This window comes from Phaeobacter sp. HS011 (assembly GCF_018101215.1).
Classification (GTDB): Bacteria; Pseudomonadota; Alphaproteobacteria; order Rhodobacterales; family Rhodobacteraceae; genus Phaeobacter; species Phaeobacter inhibens.
In genome coordinates this window covers 324,965-342,544 of sequence record NZ_JAGEUF010000004.1, presented here as the reverse complement: position 1 = coordinate 342,544, position 17,580 = coordinate 324,965, and the positions used below count along the sequence as shown (strand labels likewise).

Here is a 17,580-nt window from a genome sequence, read left to right as displayed (position 1 = left end):
CGGGCCACAAAGGATAAAGAATGCGTGACCTCAACAGCCAGAGCCAACCGCAAAGCAGCATATTGCTGGAATGGTACGACCAGCACGCCCGCAGCCTGCCATGGCGGATCAGCCCGGCGGACCGCGCAGCTGGCGTCTGGCCGGATCCCTATCGCATCTGGTTAAGTGAGGTGATGCTGCAACAAACAACCGTGGCCGCTGTGAAGGATTATTTTCATCGGTTCACCAGCCGCTGGCCAACCGTTGCAGATCTGGCTGCCGCGCCGGATGCGGATGTGATGGCCGAATGGGCTGGGCTTGGATACTACGCGCGGGCACGCAATCTGCTTAAATGTGCCCGAGTGGTCGCGCAGGACTATGGCGGCATCTTTCCCAACACCTACGACGGGCTGATCGCCCTACCGGGCATCGGCCCTTATACAGCGGCGGCGATCTCTGCCATTGCCTTTGACCGGCAGGCAACCGTCTTGGACGGCAATGTCGAGCGGGTGATGGCGCGGCTCTACGATATCCATGTTCCCCTGCCGACCTCCAAACCGCAGCTCAAGGAGAAAGCAGCCGCCCTCACCCCGGCAGAGCGACCCGGCGATCATGCTCAGGCCGTGATGGACCTGGGCGCCACCATCTGCACGCCGCGCAATCCGGCTTGCGGCATCTGCCCATGGCGGACGCCCTGCGCAGCCCGCGCGGCGGGGACTGCAACAGAGCTGCCCAAGAAAACCCCGAAGAAACCCAAGCCCACTCGGATCGGCATTGTCTATCTGGCCCGCAGCGCTGCGGGTGACTGGCTGCTGGAACAACGCCCGGACAAGGGGCTCTTGGGCGGCATGTTGGGCTGGCCCGGCAGCGACTGGACGGACAGCCCCGATAGTCCGGCCCCCGCACCGCCGTTTGAGGCCGACTGGCAGCTTCTCAATGCCGAGGTGCGTCATACCTTCACGCATTTTCATCTTATCCTGCGCGTCATGCTGGCAGGTTTGCCTGCAGATTTCGCAGCTGAGGAAAATCAGCGCGTAATCGCGCGACATGATTTCAAACCAACGGATCTGCCAACGGTCATGCGCAAGGCCTTTGATTTATGGAAGGAGCGCTGATCCCTTCTCTTTTTTCGGGACCACAGGCATAGTCGGCAAAATGTCTCAGACGTCAGTGGATTTGCGCCATGATGACCACCCCCGAAACACTGCGCAGCTGGCAGGCCGCTCTGCCGTTCTGGCTGTCTTTCCTGCTGGTTCCCTTGGTAGTGCTGGCAGCAGTTTATGGCGGTTGGGCCATTTTGCTGCCACCCTTGGCCACATGGTATCTCTTTGCCGCGCTTGACGGGGTGTTCGGTCTCAACCTGGAGAACGCCGACCCTCTCACACCGGAGGATGACCTGCGCTGGTACTCCGCCCTAACCATGGCCTGGGTCCCTGTGCAGGCTCTGCTGCTCGTAGCCGCGCTCATCTATGTCCCGGCGGCGGAACATCTGTCAGGTCTTGAAAAATTTGGCGTGTTCTTCGGCGTCGGCGTCCTAAGCGGCACTGTCGGGATCAACTATAGCCACGAGTTGATGCACCAGAAGAACAAGCTGGAACGATGGCTTGCGGATATCCTCCTGGCTATGGTGCTGTACTCTCATTTCAGATCTGAGCACCTCCTTGTTCATCATCGCCATGTCGGCACCCCCCGCGACCCGGTGACGGCACGCTACAACGAAGGGTTCCACCGGTTCTATCCGAGAGTGCTACGACAATGCTGGCACTCCGCCTTTCATGCCGAGAGGGCCCAGCTGGCGCGCCGCGATCTACCCTGGACTGATCGGCGCAATCCGTTCTTTCGCTACTGGATGCTACAAGGCCTCATGCTGCTGGTTGCGTTTCTGCTGGGCGGGTTCACAGGGCTGTTGCTGTTTCTGGTGCAAGCAGGTGTTGCGATCTGGCAGCTGGAGCTGGTGAACTATGTCGAACACTACGGGCTGACCCGCAAATATCTGGGCAATGGCAAATTCGAACACGTGATGCCACGCCACTCCTGGAATGCCGCACATAAGGCATCGAACTGGTTGCTGATCAACCTGCAGCGCCATTCCGACCATCACTACAAGCCTGACCGACGGTTTCCACTGCTACAGAACCATACCACAGCCGACGCACCACAGCTGCCCTTTGGCTACCCGGTAATGACGATTGCGGCGATGATCCCGCCGCTGTGGCGTCGAATAATGAACCCGCGGGTGCGGCGTTGGCGACAGATGTACTACCCTGAGATCACCGATTGGAGCGCCTACAACAAGGCCCTTCCGACGGATCAGCGCCCAGAACCGGACCCCGCCAGAGCATCCGCCTGACGAGGCAGCACCCAGAGTGTCATCGGCAGCGTCAGCCCGCGCAACTCGCATCCGCGATGCTCGACAAAACCGGTTTGTAAATCTAGCTGGCCACCCTCGTTCTGCACGCGCTTCCGCAGCGCCTCACTGATCACAATCAGAGCATCCAGCTCGCGGGTCCGTTCCTCAAGCCGCGCTGCGATATTCACCGCATTGCCGATCACCGCATATTCCAATCGGTTGGCACCTATGTTCCCCAACACCGTCTCACCAAAGTGGACCCCGATACCAACGTGGATTTCAGCCTCACCATACCGGCGGCGCTCTGCGTTCCAATCGGCCAGTGACGCCAGCATGGCCCGCGCACAAGCCAGCGCATTTGTCGCATCGTGTGGACCGGCCAAGGGCGTGCCAAATGTCGCCATCAAACCGTCGCCCAGATATTTGTCCAGCGTGCCTTGATGGCGAAAGACTTCCAGCTCCATGCGGCCGTGAAAATCCCTCAAGAGATCAATCACCTGATAGGCGTCACGCTCAGCCGCGAGGCGGGTAAACCCGATGATATCAATAAACAGGATCGCCACATCCTGGCGCCGGGTTTGCTTCAACGGTTCATCATTCTGCGACAGCTGCTGCACCACATTGGGCGAAAAATACCGGGAAAGATTCGCGCGCTCCCGCTCAAGACCGGCATTGTTCTGAATCAGCTGGTAAAACCGTCGCGAAGACACCCCCAATGTGACAGCGACCAGAAAGAACACGATCGCTTCCTGAAGCCGCTGGTGCAGAGCAAAGTCGTTTGGATCAACGAGAGAAACCAGAGACTGGTTCCCTTCAACCGCCTCCAAGAGCGCCGCACTCAACCCCGCCTGGGGCGACGCGAACCACCAAGCGGTGAAGGCCGCTGACAGCCAGATCAGCACCGTCCAGCTGCCGATTGCAATCACCGTGCGCCAGGAGTACGCCAGCGTTCCGGCCGCCAGAATGATGAAGAAGTAGATGAAATTGCCGTAGCGATACTGGATCGCCAGTGGCAGATCCTCACTGCTGAACGGGTTCGGTATGACCATGCCAGCCGTCATGATGGCCAGATCGGCAAAGATCAGGAGCATCTCTAACCGCGATTGCCCGACCCGACCCACTCGGCGGATGAGCCAGCCGTTCAGGCACAGCAACGCCAGAATGAAATGGTAGTACAGAACATCCCATTCGGGATTGACGTAGACCAGAAACGCCGCCGTGACCGCCATCGCAACCCAACGCGCCCGCACCGCCAGCTCCAGCCCATTGCGCTTGTGTTCGGTCAGCGCGTCCAGCGCATAAGGGCTCTCTTGCGTGAAAATCGCTTCATCGCTGTCCAATGCTGGAGCGGGGGCGGAGGCAGTTACAGCCATGACGTTTGTCCATCTATCGGCGCCGGTCTTACGCCAAATTAGCGGTAGCTGCCGCCGGATGCACCCCATGAAGCGCCATGCCAAAACGAAAAGACCCCGCCGGGTTGGCGGGGCAAGGTAGGCGCCGTCGGCAAAGCGACAGCGCCTGCGGTTTCACACAGGTTGTGAAAAAGGTGGGATCAGTTTTGCAACTCTGCCCGAATCTGTTGCCGCAACACATCGATGGGCACAGTTTTTCCATCGCGTTTGAAGCACCAATAGGTCCAGCCGTTACAGGACGGTGCATTCTCCAGATGTGCACCGACCTGATGAATCGATCCCTTGATATTGTCGCCAATCAGCGTGCCATCAGCGCGCACCTTGGCTTTGTGACGACGATTCATCGAATAAAGCTCATCGCCCGGACGCAGCATGCCGCGCTCAACCAACTGCCCGAAAGGCACGCGCGGCTCGGCGCGTTTGCTGGCGGAAACCTGCAGCGCTTCACGGTCGAATTTGCGTACGGATTTAATACGTTTCTCCGCGACCTCACGATAGGCGGCCTCACGCTCGATCCCGATGAACTCACGGCCAAGCATCTTGGCAACAGCACCTGTCGTGCCCGTACCGAAGAAGGGATCCAGTACCACATCACCGGGATTGGTCGAACCCACCAGGATACGGTGCAGCAGCGCTTCGGGCTTTTGCGTCGGATGCGCCTTATTGCCGACGTCATCCTTTAACCGCTCATGGCCTGTGCAGATCGGCATCACCCAATCGGACCGCATCTGCAAACCTTCATTCAACGCCTTCAGCGCCTCATAGTTGAAGGTATATTTCGCCCCTTCCGACTTTGACGCCCAGATCATCGTCTCATGCGCGTTGGTGTAACGCTTGCCGCGGAAATTCGGCATCGGGTTCGACTTGCGCCAGATCACATCATTAAGGATCCAGAACCCTTCGTCCTGCACGGCTGTGCCGACCCTGAAGATGTTGTGGTAGGATCCGATCACCCAGATGGAGCCGTTAGGCTTCAGTATGCGGCGGGCCTGTTTCAGCCAGTCGCGGGTGAATTTGTCGTAGACGCCAAAGCTGGAAAATTGGTCCCAGTGATCGTCAACGGCATCCACCTTACTGTTGTCAGGGCGGTGCAATTGCCCCTTCAGCTGAAGGTTGTACGGGGGATCTGCAAAAATCAGATCAACCGAATTTGACGGCAGACCGGACATCACTTCGATGCAGTCACCGTCAAGGATCGCGTTTAGCGGGAGCGCCTCGGCGCCCCGTGTCAGTGTTTTGTTCATTTGCTCTGCCTCGATAACCACGGCGCATTTTTGCGCTCATTTTGGTTGTCCACAGGATGAGTCATCGTGGATTCGAGGTCAATTTGTTTTTTAGAACAACGCGATGTGGTTCACTCTTGATACAACATCTTGTGTACTGGCTTGAATGAACGCCGATGATGTGGGGTCACCCCTAGGCTGACCAACGCCTCGCGATGCTGTTTGGAGGGATAGCCTGCGTTTTTCTCCCAGCCATAGCCGGGAAACTGTTGCGCCAAATCCACCATGATCCGGTCGCGCGCCTGTTTCGCCACTATGGAAGCCGCCGCGATGGAGACTGATTTGGCGTCACCCTTGATCACGAACTCCGCAGGCTGCAGCAGCCCTTTGGGGATCAGATTGCCGTCGATCAGCAGGTAGTCCGGTGCCGGGTCCAGCGCCGCAACCGCGCGCTCCATCGCCAGATGCGACGCACGTAAAATGTTCAAAGAATCAATCTCTTCAACAGAGGCATGGGCAATCGCCACCTCAGCCTGCGCAAAGATAGACGCCTCCACCGCCTCGCGCCGTTTGGCGCTCAGTTTCTTGGAGTCGTTCAGCCCCTCGGGGATATTTTCAGGGTCCAGGATCACCGCCGCAGCCGTCACCGGACCTGCCAGCGGGCCGCGCCCCACCTCATCCACGCCTGCAATGCGTATCTGGCCACGCCCATGGGCGGCCGCCTCTAATGTATAATCGGGATAGTCCATCCCTTGGTCTGACCGGGTTTTACGCTGAGTTTCAAGCCCGGCCACCCGACAAGCATAAAAAAGAGGGGGCCGAAGCCCCCTAAGTCTGCTCGAACCTGTGATCCCGCTTCAGCGACGGGTGATGCGATAGCCCCGGTTCTTCAGGCAATCGGGACGGTAACCAACGCGGTTGCGTTTGCCGTTCCAGAAAGTCACCTGGCAGGCACGGGGCAGCTTGTGTTCAAAACCGTACTGCTTGCGCAGGCATCCCCGCCCCATCAGGGTCCGGCTCTGGCTGTAGCGCGGGAAATACCGCACGCATTGCGCCGGAAGGTCATAACGCGCCACCCGCGGCGGCAGTGGCTTGGGACGATGAGGGCGGTTGGGGCGACCGTGGGTCGGGCGGTGCGGACGGGTCACCTGCGGATGATCGTCATCGCGGTTGTTTTTCACAATGGCCCCGATAATGCCAAGAACGGCCAGACCCGCCAGGACCTTGGCCACATCTTCATCCGCCCGTGCCGGCGCTGCTGAGAAGCCCGTCACTGCTACGGCAGCGGCAACAATCAGTGTGATGAACTTGCGATGCGGTTTGATATCAGCGCTGGAGCGGGTGCTGCGAAACATGGGATGTCCTTCCTTGAGATCTGAAAACATGAGGTCAGATGACCGATGCGTTCAGCTTGGGGTCAGTCCCCTCGGACAGGCAATAACGCGGCCCTGTTATCGAATATCAGCGCGCGCAATCACCTGCGGTTATTGAATATCCCGCGACAAATGCGCAGGGTGAGGGCATGAAACAGATCGTTATCTCCACGGCCCTGATTGCCGGTCTTGCAGCAGGTATACTCAGCGATGCACGTCCGGCCACAGCCGCCGAATGCTACGCCGACTACAAGGCAAAACAGGACGCGCCGCTGCGGCTGCACTACGGTGTCATCCAGATCGGCGGTGCCTGTAGCAAACCCGCAGCCAGGGCGGAAATCTCCGGAAGGTTATCGGCGGCAGGCTGGACCTTGCTGAATGTTCTGTCCATTTTTGGTCCCGACGGGCTGGAACAAAGGAAAGCGGATGCCGGACCCTATTTTCTCCGTTTCTGAGGTGCGCGCGGCAGGCAGCCGCGTCATCGCATTGGGGATTGCTGCCATTGTTGCCCTCCTGGTCATTGCAGGCACCGTGCTCCTGCTGACGCTGCCGGATGCCAATGCGTTCAACGCCAGGGTGGAGCGGGTCTTTGTCGAAAATGACCTCACCACTCAGGCCGAGATCAAGCTGCTGGAGATCCTCGCCCAATCCGGCACCGCCTTTGCCGATACGCTGACCAGCTATCGGATGGTGATTTTTGTCCTACTGGTTTTTGCCACCATGATGATGGTCGCCGCACTGGTGGTTCTGGCTATGCTGGTCATGCTGAACCGGCGCATGGTGCAGATCGAACGCGCAGGCATTCAGGTGACGGAACTGCTGATCAGCCGCGAGGAAAACACCGTCTATCTCAACACCATGGGCTTCAAACTGACCGCAGCCGCGATGGAGACCCTCGCGGTTCTGGCTGAAGCACGTCTGGATGACGATGTGCTCTCCGGTGCTGAGATTGAGGCGATGATCTCCGGCCGCCCTTCCGTCGATTGCGAAGAGGCCGCGGGCGCCACCCGGATCAAGCGCCTGCGCGATACATTGGGCAATCAGATGGTGAGTGAGCTTCTGGTCAAGAATATCGCTAAACGTGGCTATGTTCTGTCGATCAGTAAGGATGTGATCCGCATGGTCTGAACGACTGCACATGGCGCCGATGCAGTCGGTGACCAATTGGCAGCCAGTGTGGAAACAACCCTGAGGTCAAGCCGATCAATTCCCCGTGCCGCTCTGGCATTTCTATCATCAGTCACCACATAATAGAGGGCAGGTCGCATGGCCCCCATGCTGGCCAATCAGCAGGAAACGACGCTTATGAACATGCGCGCCAATACCGCCCAACCCGCCTATGGCATCCTGATAGAGGAGCTGCGCGGGCCGGTTACCGCTCGCCTTGGTGGGAAGATCATCGCGCAAAGCCGCCGCGCAAAGGTGATGTATGAAACCCGCCAGCCTGCCGCGATCTATTTCCCCCGGGATGATATCCACTCCTGCCTGTCTGCAGCCAACGGTCATCAGACCTTCTGCCCCTTCAAGGGCACAGCCGGTTATCAAGATCTCCAACTTGGTAAAGACTGCATCGGCAACGCCGCTTGGTCCTACGACGATGCCCTGCCCGAGGCATCCGGAATTGCAGGTCATGTCAGCTTCATGCCGGATGCCAAAGTTGAGATTGACCTGGGCAGCAATCAGCTGGACGTTCCCGAATATGGTAGCATTTCCGGCCCCCTGATCGACTGGCTACTGCGTGAGGCGGCCTATCTGCCCACACCGGAGGAGTTTACACAGCGCCTTTCCGCAAAACTGGTGGAGCAAGGCGTTCATCTATCCCGCCTTTCGGTGATGGCCTGGTCTTTGCATCCAATGATCGCAGGCAAGAACTTCATCTGGAGCCGCGCATCAGGCAAGGTGACCACCTATGCGCCAAGCTATGAGATCCACGACCACCCGGCCTTCCAGAACAGCCCCCTGCGCCACGTTTCCAACGGGCTGGGCGGTATTCGTCAACGTCTGGATCTGGAACAGCCCAGCGACGCGTTTCCTATCCTGAACGATCTACGGGAGGAGGGCGCGACGGACTATGTGGCTATGCCGCTTCCCTTTTCTGATGGGCGCATCAACGTGCTGACAGTCGCCAGCCACCACCCCAAAGGTTTCACAACTGAGAACCTGGGGCTGATATTCGAATGCTCTGCAGTGATCGCGCGCTACTACGAAGTGTTCATGCAACGCGAAAATGCCCAGTCATTGCTGGAGACCTATGTCGGCAAACGCACCGGCGCGCGGGTTCTGGGCGGAGAAATCCGGCGCGGCGATGGCGACGATATTGATGCGGCCATCATGTTCTGCGACCTACGCGGTTCCACCCGTCTGGAAGAGGAACTGGGCCGCACCGCCTATATAGAACTGCTCAACAATTTCTTTGAAACCGCATCCACCATCGTACACGATCACGAAGGTGAGGTGCTGAAATTCATCGGAGACGCTGTTTTGGCCGTGTTCCCAGCTGGCGAAAGCCCGACAGAGGCCCGCGCTCAGGCGCTGCAGTCTGCGCGCGCTATTGTCGCTGCGCTGGACGCTATGGGCGATGATCCCGGCCAGAGGCGCAGCGAATGTTCCATTGGTCTTGCCTATGGTGGCGTCACCTATGGCAACGTCGGATCGCGTGAGCGGCTGGACTTCACCGTCATCGGACAAGCCGCGAATATCGCGGCACGGCTCGGCGACTATGGCAAATCCTGTGGCCATACCATTGTGGTCAGCCGCGACCTGTTAGAAGCACCGGAACAGGCCACCCCGCTGGGATCTGTGTCACTGCACAACGTCTCACGCCCGGTAGAAGCCTTCGCCGTCTCCATGGCCATCGACCCAGACCAGCGTTCTAGCGACTGACCAGCGCCCGCTGCACCGGATCGCCCATGGCGACAACCAGTGGCACCTGTTCCTGTCGGGCCTTGAACGCCGCCTTATTAGATAGCCCTTGCCAGTTGATCTGTACCAGAGACTGCGCCACCGCTCCGCCCAGTGTTGTACCCGGTCCCGCAACGATAAACAGATCCGGCGCAAACTCCTGCGCTGCCACCTGCACGGCGCGCGTAAAATCATAGGGTTCGACTACCTGCGTGTTCAGAGTGTAGCCCCAAAGCCTTTCCACCGTATCCGCACCCGGCCACCAAATCTGTCCGCGCCCGTCGACCAGCGGCTTCGTGGCGGGACCAAACAACGATTGTGACAACCGTGCCCGACCGGCGGCAGCTACCGGAGCCTGCAGCTCCGTGTGGAATGCCGCATGATTGGCCAGACGCATGGGAAAGCGGTCTTGACCCGGGGGCACGGCCCGTTCGAACGCGTCAAGCCCCTCGGCATTCCCAGCCAGAACCAACATACCGCCCAGATCGATTGACAGCGACAGCTGGTGACCGGGACGGTTGGCGATGTCACTGACCAGCTGCAACAGCTCCACCTTGCGGCGACGATCCAGCTGCCAATCTTCACTCTGACAGGGATAGACCAGCTGTCCGCCAATCAGGTGCTGCTGCATCAGCTGGCCCATGGTGTTCACCACCTCAAACCCCGCCTGCGGGCTGAGCACGCCCGCCGCCGCCAGCGCGATATACCACCCCATAGAGTTACCGGTGACCGCGACAACGTCGATGTCCTCCGCAAGGGATTGCGCATCTGCGATGGCGCTGGCGTAGATCAGCGGTGAGGCCACGTCACCGCGCGTGTATTTCGACACCGAATAGCGCCCAGCCGCATCCAGCGCTGAAACGCGTTCCTGTCCCACTGTCTCTCGCAAAGCATCAAACGCACTAATTAGAGCCTGTTTCTCACTGTGATAGCGAGACAGGTAGCCCAGTTCCGTCTTGTTATAGGTGCCTCGTCCGGGGCAGATCAAAACAGCGGTCCGGGTCATGCCGTAACTCCCGTCAGGCGAAGGGCAGCAGCGACAATACTCTCCTTCGAGGGTAGGGTCGCCGCATAGGCGGGCCCCGTCGGGATGAAACAGTCCTCTGCCACGACACGCGCCATCGGGCAGCCCTCCGCCTCATAGAAGAGCGCCATCAGTGCCTCGGACTGGCTGCCAGTGGTGCGGCATTCATCCACGATCAGGATCTTGTCGCAGGCCGCCGCCGCTGCCAGCAGGGCCTCCTTTGGCAGGGGCGCAAGCCAGCGCAGATCGACAACACGGGCAGCCACCCCCTTGGCTGCGAGATCCGCCTGTGCCTGCGTCGCCAGATAGCGACCATTGCCATAAGTGACGATGGCCAGATCGGTCCCATCCCCATGCACACCGACCTCTCCCAGTGCGATCCGCTGATCCGGTGCCGGGTAGTGACGCATCCAGCCGCCGTCCTTCGGCTCATGCAGATCCCGCATCGGATAAAGCGCGATAGGTTCAACGAAGACCACAACCCGCTGCTCCTTCCGCGCAAGCCGCACTGCCTCGCGCAACATCATGGCGGCCTCTGCCCCATCTGAGGGGCAGGCAATCACAATGCCCGGAATATCGCGCAGAACCGCGAGTGAGTTGTCATTGTGGAAATGGCCGCCAAAACCTTTCTGATACCCAAGCCCTGCAATACGCAGCACCATCGGATTGCTGAACTGGCCGGTGGAGAAAAACGGCAATGTCGCGGCCTCTCCCCGGATCTGATCTTCCGCATTGTGCAGATACGCCAAGAACTGGATCTCTGGGATCGGCACGAATCCGTTGTGCCCCATGCCGATAGCAAGACCAAGGATCGACTGCTCATCCAGCAGCGTATCGATCACCCGATCTTGGCCAAACCGTTGCTGCAGTTTTTGGGTGACACCATAGACACCTCCCTTGCGGCCCACATCCTCGCCCATGGCGACCAGCTCACCATGCTCCAGCATCAGGTCTGTGAGCGCCCAGTTGATCAAGCGGCTCATCGGTTGCGGATCTGCCTGAGCGCGCAGGTCACTGCCCAGCACCTCTGCCCGGGCCTCAGCACTTGGTCCGTTCGTCGATCGGCACGCCCGGGCTGGCGGAACCAGGCTCGCGTTCACCTCATCCGCCGTTTTCAGATGGGGACGGGTGACAGCCTCCGTTCGGATCCGCTCCACCCGTGCACAAGTCTCAGTATAAATTTCCAACGCGGCCTCGCAGGACAACGCGCCAACTTCTGACAACAGGCGCACCGAATGCAGCAGCGGATCATTGGCCTCATCCGCTTCTACCTCAGCCTTGCTCAGATAGGTTGTCGGCACATCGGCCCCTGCGTGACCATAGAGCCGGACAGTACGCAGATGCAGGAAAGCAGGCTTACGCCGCAGTCGCACATATTCTGCCGCCGCCTGCGCGGTTGCGTAGGCATCATGCATATTCAGCCCATCGGCCTGAAAATAGCGCATGCCCGGACGATGGGACATCGACGCCTCAATCCAGCCCTTCGGTGTCTTGACCGAAATGCCGATCCCGTTGTCCTCGCAGACGAACAGAAGCGGCAGGGGTGTCGACTGCACAGACGTCCAGCACGCCGTATTGATAGCCCCCTGCGCTGTGGAATGATTGGCAGAGGCGTCACCAAAGGAACACATCACCAGCCCGTCCTCGGCCAGAACCCGATGTTCCGGATCATGACGCCGCGCCGCACCGATGGAGTAGGCCGCGCCGACCGCTTTTGGCAGGTGGCTGGCGATGGTGGAGGTCTGCGGCGGGATCATCAACGCCTTGGACCCCAGCACCTTATGCCGCCCGCCTGATATGGGATCTTCAGCGGAGCAAGCAAAGGACAGCAGCATATCCCAGGCAATACTCTGCCCCGGCACTTGGCCTGCACGGGCAATCTGAAACGCCGCATCGCGATAATGCAAAAAGGCCATGTCATCGGGCCGCAGCGCCCGCGCCACTGCCGCCATGCCCTCATGACCGGACGACCCGATGGTATAGAACCCCTGCCCCGCCTTCTGCATCGCCCGACTTGTGCGATCCAGTGCCCGGCTCAGTACTTGCGCACGAAAGATCGCCACCGCTTCACTGGGCGTCAAGCCGCCGTCGGGCGAGGCTCCCGGTGGCAGAGAACCTCTCCGCACTCGCTCAAGGAAATTTTGATGTACGATCTCGGCGCGATCCATGGCCTTACCTCTGACAGTTCAATGGCTTTATCACCCAAATACGCCAATCTTACCAATGAGATTACCGCCACCACCTATGAGCATCACTCATAGGTTTCTGACCTTATCACCATCCTATAACGACAAAGGCCGCGCCGGGGCGCGACCTTTGCTCTCAATTCAGAAACTGAACCGTGGTTAGTCTGCTTTGGCCCGCAGACTGTCGCGGTACAGCGCTTTCGCCAGCGAGATCATCATGAAGACCATGACGATGGTGAACGGCAGCGCCCCGATAATCATCGCGTTCTGCAAAGCCCCAAAAGGATTGGAAGCCGTCCCGCTGTTGCCTGCGATGATCAGCGCGCCGATCACAGAGGTCAGGATCAGACCCCAGATGATGCGGTGCTTGATGCCGGTTTCCTGCTCACCGCCGGACATAATGGTGTTCATCACCAAAATACCTGAGTCCGCCGACGTGACCAGAAAGGTCATGATCAGCACAACACACATCACGGTGATGGCGGACAGGAAACCACCCGAAATCATCTGCTCTAGCGTTGCAAACAGTTTGGCCGTGTTGGTGGCCCCGATGATTGATCCCGCAGCGCCGCCATTCAACTCCAGATCAATCGCGGTGCCGCCCAGAATGGTCATCCACAGGAAGCAAACGATGGCAGGCGCGATCACACAGCCCAGAATGAACTCACGCACTGTGCGGCCCTTGGAAATGCGGGCCAGAAACAGACCAACAAAAGGCGAGAAAGCAATCCACCAAGCCCAGTAGAATGTCGTCCAACCGGCCTGCCAGCCAAACTGGCGACCGGGTTCACCAGCAGCGTAGACAGCGTTTGCATCCAGCGCTGCTGCTGAGGCCGGCAACCCTTCAGTGAAGCCGCCCAACGATCCCCACGGCGATGTTGCCGAACCGTAAACCGTGCTCAGATCTTCCGCAGGCAAAGCCTGCGCCGCATCAGGCAGCGCCGCAGCAAAGGCCTCTGCTGATTGCGGGCCATAAGCGCCAAACGACATCTGGGTAAAGTGAAGGATATAGTCCACCAACCCGCTGCCAAATTTGGTCATCGCAAAGAAGAACGAGCCGAAGAACACAAAGGTCAGCAGCAGAATGACCGAAAGCACGAGGTTAAGGTTAGAGAGGTATTTGATCCCACGACCCACGCCTGATACCGCCGACAGGATCGACAGACCCATGATCACAAACAAAGCCGACAACAGGCCCACCGTGCTGGGCTTCGGGGCTTCGGTATCGCCGTTCATCAGCCATTCCATGCCCGAGACCGCATAGACGCCGTCGACAAACTGGCTAACGCCAAAACCGATGGTGACCGAAACGCCCAGGATCGTGGCAACCACGCCCAGCACATCAACCAGATGACCGACAAACCCGTTTGCAGCCTTACCCAGCAACGGCGTCAGCGCCGAGCGGATGGTCAGCGGCATATCGCGCGTGTAGGCGTAATAGGCAAGCGACAGACCGGTCAGCACATAGATCGCCCAGGCATGGAACCCATAATGCAGGAAGGTATAGCGATAGGCCGATTGCACCGCTTCTTCGCTGTTGGCCGCCACGGCACCTGACAGAACAACCGGGTTTGACCCCCAAAGGCCCAGCGGCTCAGCCGTTGCGAAAACCATCAGACCAACGCCCAGACCAGCGCCGAACATCATCGAGAACCAAGAAAAATTGGAGAACTCAGGCGCGGCATCCGCAGGACCCAGTTTTTTGCTTCCTGTGGCAGGCAGGATTGCCAGCACAAACAGGAAAAAGGCAAACGCCCCCACTGAAACGATGTAAAAGGCGTTGAATCCATTCAACAGTTCGCTGTTAACCCAAGACAGAATGCCGCTGGCCTTGCTTGGCCAGACCAAGGCCCATAGGACCAGCGTCGTCATGATGATCTTACTGATCAATGCGATAGGAAGGCTGTGGCCTTCGTAGAACCCGGATGGAGCCGTTTCGATCTCCAACTCGGTAAATGGTGGCTTGATTGACATGATCGTTCCCTGATGAGTGTAGCACGTCTTTTTTTTCGATCCCGTCTCACCCTGACGCTCAGATGGCGGGCTGGTCTCCGCCTGCACAGAGGAACTGCGCAGGTTTCAATTAAATGATGATGGACTGCAGGCAACTTCGGAAAATGCGCGCGCCCCCTTGGCTGCGATGCATCCCATCGGTGTTGCCAGAACGGCAGTTCCGGTTGATCTCCCTTTCCTCTGCCGTCCCCGGCGCGGCGTCACCATGCATTTGGCCAATACTAGCCAAATACGGCGCGCCAGGCACTTCGAATAAAATGTAGTGAATTTCAGATTATCTAAATCCACCGCGACACGCGGTGAATGATCAGCCAGTCAAAGGCGTGATGAATGCGGTTTTCGACCATGACAGCAGTCGAAAGCGACAGATTGGCGTTTCAGGGCGAGGGATCATACCAATATATGCATCACAGCCTACCAACCCCGGTTTGCCGCAGCACGCTAGGCAGTTCCGCCGCAACAATAACGCGTCGCGAAAATCAGACGGATACACCCGCCAACAGATCAGCGCGGCTGACGTCGTCGCGACCACCAGCTAATGTGACACAGCCCTGACGAAGAACCACAAACCGATCTGCAAGTTCGTAGGCAAAATCAAAATACTGCTCTACCAGCACAATCGCCATCTCACCTTCGGACCGCAGATGCCGGATCACCTCACCGATTTGCTGGATAATATTCGGCTGGATGCCTTCTGTTGGCTCATCAAGCAATAGCAGTTTTGGTCGCGTAATCAGCGCTCTGGCGATGGCAAGCTGCTGTTGTTGACCGCCCGACAGATCTCCGCCGCGTCGATGCCGCATATCATGAAGCACGGGGAACAGATCATAGATCCGATCCGGGACATGGCGCTCGGCTTGTGGCAAGCACCCAAACCCGGTTTCGAGATTTTCCAGAACTGTCAGAAGCGGGAAAATCTCCCGCCCTTGCGGCACATAGGCAATCCCATTCTTGGCCAACTGATGTGCCGAGGCGGTGCCCAAAGATCGGCCATCCAACTCAATGACACCCCCGGACCGGGCATGGCGACCTGCAATAGCCTTCATCAGGCTGGTTTTACCAACACCATTTGTTCCCATAACACAGGTCACCTCCCCGCGTAGCACCTCCATCGAGATCCCATGCAGAACCTGAGAATGACCGTAGTGCAGAGTTACATCGTCGAGTTTCAACATCTCTCAGCGCCCCAGATAAACATCAATGACAGCTCGGTCCGCAGTCACATGGTCCAACGATCCCTCAGCGAGAACCGCGCCCTCGTGCAGCACGGTGACCCGGCAATTCAGTCTCCGGACAAAATCCATATCGTGCTCCACGACCACCACCGCGCGCGTTTTAGCCGCCGCAACCAAGATTGCTGTGGTTTGTTCCCGTTCTTCCAGCGTCATGCCCGCTGCAGGCTCATCCACCAACAACAAGCGCGGTTCTTGTGCCAGCAACATGCCGATCTCCAGCCACTGCTTCTGACCGTGGCTCAGCTCTCCGGCCCGGCGCTGCAATGCATTGCTCAATCCAACCTCGCCTGCCAGTTCTTCGATCCGGGCAAGGTGCTGCCGGAATGGGCGATACCGCAATACGGCAAGTGGGCGGCGATCCGCTTTTAGCGCAAGCAGCAGATTTTCCTGAACCGTCTGCTCTTCAAATACAGTTGGTTTCTGAAATTTTCGACCAATGCCTTCACGGGCTATACGCGCTTCTGAACGGGCAAATACTGAACGTCGGCTCCCATCCCAGGTGATGCTACCGCTGTCAGGCGCTGTTTTTCCTGTGACGATATCCATAAACGTCGTTTTGCCCGCGCCGTTAGGACCAATGATCGCGCGAAGCTCGGCCCTACCGATCCGAAACGACAAGTTATTGATTGCACGAAAACCATCAAAGCTGACAGAAACACCCGATACTTCCAAGAGAGGATTCATGATTTTGTCTTCCCTGTGCTGGATGGCAGATCAGCAGTGCGGCGCTGCTGAGCCAGATCGACCAAGCCGCCAATCCCCTTCGGTGCAAATAGGGTAACCAGAACAAACCCCAGCCCCAGAACAACCTGCCACCAGTCGACCCAGCGAATAGTGAACAGCCCGAGGTCAACATCCGGCGCCTGCCCGCCTGTGAACCAGCTGGACAACAGCGATACGAAAACCGCACCAATCACCGCGCCGTAGAGCCGCCCCCGCCCCCCGATCGCCACCCAGACCGCCAGATAGATAGAGGCAATCGGCGCCATTTCAGCCGGGTTGATGATCCCTGCCTGCGGATAATAGAGCGCACCAGCGATGCCCGCGACGCAGGCCGTCCCGGTAAACATCACAAGTTTGTATCCCTCAACGGAATATCCAAGAAATCTCACCCGGGTTTCATTGTCGCGAATGGCACGCAGAACGGAGCCAAATTTCCCACTGACCGCCCAGGCAGCGATTACATAGCCCAGCCCCAGCGCCAGAGCCGAACCCCAGAAGAACCATATCGAGATCAACGACTGCGGCACATCGGCTAAGCCTGGCAAATTCTGCAACCCGCTCAACCCGTTGTTGCCGCGCAAACCGCTGTCATTCTGAAACAGATAAAGCGCCAGCGCCAAGGTCATCGCTTGGGTGAGAATCGACAGGTATACACCGGTCACCCGGCTCCGAAAGGCGAGCCAGCCGAAGGTCAGCGCCAGCACACCGGGGACAGCAACAATCAGGAAGAGTTGCAGAAGCAAACTGTCGGCAAAGGCCCAGACCAGCGGGAAACTGTCGCCGCCGACTACGCCAAAAATCTGATGCGCAACCGCATCTCGTATTTCAGTATCAGTTGGTGGCAGCACCGCGTCAGACAACGACGCCAACACCGTGTCCCGGGTCCGCTCGTACATCAGCCACATGCCGATCATATATCCACCCAACCCGAAGAAGGCGAAATGACCCAGACTAAGGATCCCCACATAGCCCCAGATCAAATCCATCGCGATGGCGACCAGACAGAGGCAAAGTGTTTTTCCCAATGTCTTGATCAGCGAGGTTGAGACAATCCCGACCCCCAATCCTTCGGATAACAGGGTGACGGCCAGTGTAAACAGCGCAAGGATCGAGACGAAGATCAGGACAGACGGGTTTCGGGCAATGAAGCTACGTTGCATG

General features: G+C 58.5%; 15 protein-coding genes. 5 read left to right on the top strand and 10 right to left on the bottom strand.

Annotation, left to right across the window (positions count from 1 at the left end; all coding sequences use genetic code 11):
• Positions 1 to 20 precede the first annotated feature (20 nt).
• Together mutY and J4721_RS09945 are read left to right on the top strand one after the other, a co-directional pair.
• Entirely contained in the window at positions 21 to 1,094 is a 1,074-nt protein-coding gene (gene mutY / locus J4721_RS09950) for an A/G-specific adenine glycosylase (protein ID WP_211002533.1), read from the top strand.
• Between the two features lie 71 nt (positions 1,095 to 1,165).
• Positions 1,166 to 2,329 carry an alkane 1-monooxygenase gene (locus J4721_RS09945; protein WP_211002636.1) on the top strand — a complete coding sequence of 388 codons (1,164 nt, stop codon included), beginning with the start codon at positions 1,166 to 1,168 and terminating at the stop codon, positions 2,327 to 2,329.
• On the opposite strand, the gene J4721_RS09940 is transcribed toward J4721_RS09945, so the two are convergent.
• The 4 genes from J4721_RS09940 to J4721_RS09925 all read right to left on the bottom strand — a co-directional run bounded on the left by J4721_RS09940 (position 2,290) and on the right by J4721_RS09925 (position 6,319).
• On the bottom strand, positions 2,290 to 3,702 hold the full coding sequence (locus J4721_RS09940) for an adenylate/guanylate cyclase domain-containing protein (protein ID WP_211002534.1): 1,413 nt from the start codon (positions 3,700 to 3,702) through the stop codon (positions 2,290 to 2,292). The genes J4721_RS09945 and J4721_RS09940 overlap by 40 nt on opposite strands.
• 179 nt (positions 3,703 to 3,881) lie before the next feature.
• A complete protein-coding gene (locus J4721_RS09935; RefSeq protein WP_211002535.1) occupies positions 3,882 to 4,985 on the bottom strand; it encodes a site-specific DNA-methyltransferase in 1,104 nt (367 codons plus the stop codon).
• A 110-nt stretch (positions 4,986 to 5,095) separates the two neighbouring features.
• Entirely contained in the window at positions 5,096 to 5,713 is a 618-nt protein-coding gene (locus J4721_RS09930; protein WP_014876250.1) for a ribonuclease HII, read from the bottom strand.
• Between the two features lie 108 nt (positions 5,714 to 5,821).
• Positions 5,822 to 6,319 (bottom strand): hypothetical protein, encoded by a 498-nt coding sequence (locus J4721_RS09925; protein WP_014876251.1) that lies wholly within the window; start codon positions 6,317 to 6,319, stop codon positions 5,822 to 5,824.
• A 167-nt stretch (positions 6,320 to 6,486) separates the two neighbouring features.
• On the opposite strand from J4721_RS09925, the gene J4721_RS09920 reads away from it, so the two are divergent.
• The 3 genes from J4721_RS09920 to J4721_RS09910 all read left to right on the top strand — a co-directional run bounded on the left by J4721_RS09920 (position 6,487) and on the right by J4721_RS09910 (position 9,220).
• On the top strand, positions 6,487 to 6,792 hold the full coding sequence (locus tag J4721_RS09920) for a hypothetical protein (protein ID WP_102884379.1): 306 nt from the start codon (positions 6,487 to 6,489) through the stop codon (positions 6,790 to 6,792).
• The gene (locus tag J4721_RS09915) at positions 6,764 to 7,465 is read left to right on the top strand and encodes a hypothetical protein (protein WP_014876253.1); all 702 of its coding nucleotides are present in this window, start codon (positions 6,764 to 6,766) and stop codon (positions 7,463 to 7,465) included. The genes J4721_RS09920 and J4721_RS09915 overlap by 29 nt, the downstream gene beginning before the upstream one ends.
• Before the next feature lie 138 nt (positions 7,466 to 7,603).
• Positions 7,604 to 9,220, top strand: a complete 1,617-nt coding sequence (locus J4721_RS09910) for a DUF427 domain-containing protein (RefSeq protein ID WP_211002536.1) — start codon at positions 7,604 to 7,606, stop codon at positions 9,218 to 9,220.
• Here J4721_RS09910 and J4721_RS09905 read toward each other — a convergent pair.
• The 6 genes from J4721_RS09905 to J4721_RS09880 all read right to left on the bottom strand — a co-directional run bounded on the left by J4721_RS09905 (position 9,210) and on the right by J4721_RS09880 (position 17,579).
• Positions 9,210 to 10,244: an ACP S-malonyltransferase gene (locus J4721_RS09905; protein WP_211002537.1), complete on the bottom strand. Its 1,035-nt coding sequence runs from the start codon at positions 10,242 to 10,244 to the stop codon at positions 9,210 to 9,212. The genes J4721_RS09910 and J4721_RS09905 overlap by 11 nt on opposite strands.
• Positions 10,241 to 12,430 carry a thiamine pyrophosphate-dependent enzyme gene (locus J4721_RS09900; RefSeq protein WP_211002538.1) on the bottom strand — a complete coding sequence of 730 codons (2,190 nt, stop codon included), beginning with the start codon at positions 12,428 to 12,430 and terminating at the stop codon, positions 10,241 to 10,243. The genes J4721_RS09905 and J4721_RS09900 overlap by 4 nt, the downstream gene beginning before the upstream one ends.
• 177 nt (positions 12,431 to 12,607) lie before the next feature.
• Positions 12,608 to 14,422, bottom strand: a complete 1,815-nt coding sequence (locus tag J4721_RS09895; protein WP_014876257.1) for a BCCT family transporter — start codon at positions 14,420 to 14,422, stop codon at positions 12,608 to 12,610.
• 518 nt (positions 14,423 to 14,940) lie between these two features.
• Complete coding sequence (gene urtE, locus J4721_RS09890) at positions 14,941 to 15,636, bottom strand: urea ABC transporter ATP-binding subunit UrtE (protein WP_014876258.1); 696 nt, start codon at positions 15,634 to 15,636, stop codon at positions 14,941 to 14,943.
• Between the two features lie 3 nt (positions 15,637 to 15,639).
• Entirely contained in the window at positions 15,640 to 16,380 is a 741-nt protein-coding gene (urtD, locus tag J4721_RS09885; protein ID WP_014876259.1) for an urea ABC transporter ATP-binding protein UrtD, read from the bottom strand.
• Complete coding sequence (locus J4721_RS09880) at positions 16,377 to 17,579, bottom strand: urea ABC transporter permease subunit UrtC (protein WP_102875125.1); 1,203 nt, start codon at positions 17,577 to 17,579, stop codon at positions 16,377 to 16,379. Before J4721_RS09880 ends, urtD begins: the two co-directional genes overlap by 4 nt.
• Position 17,580 lies beyond the last annotated feature (1 nt).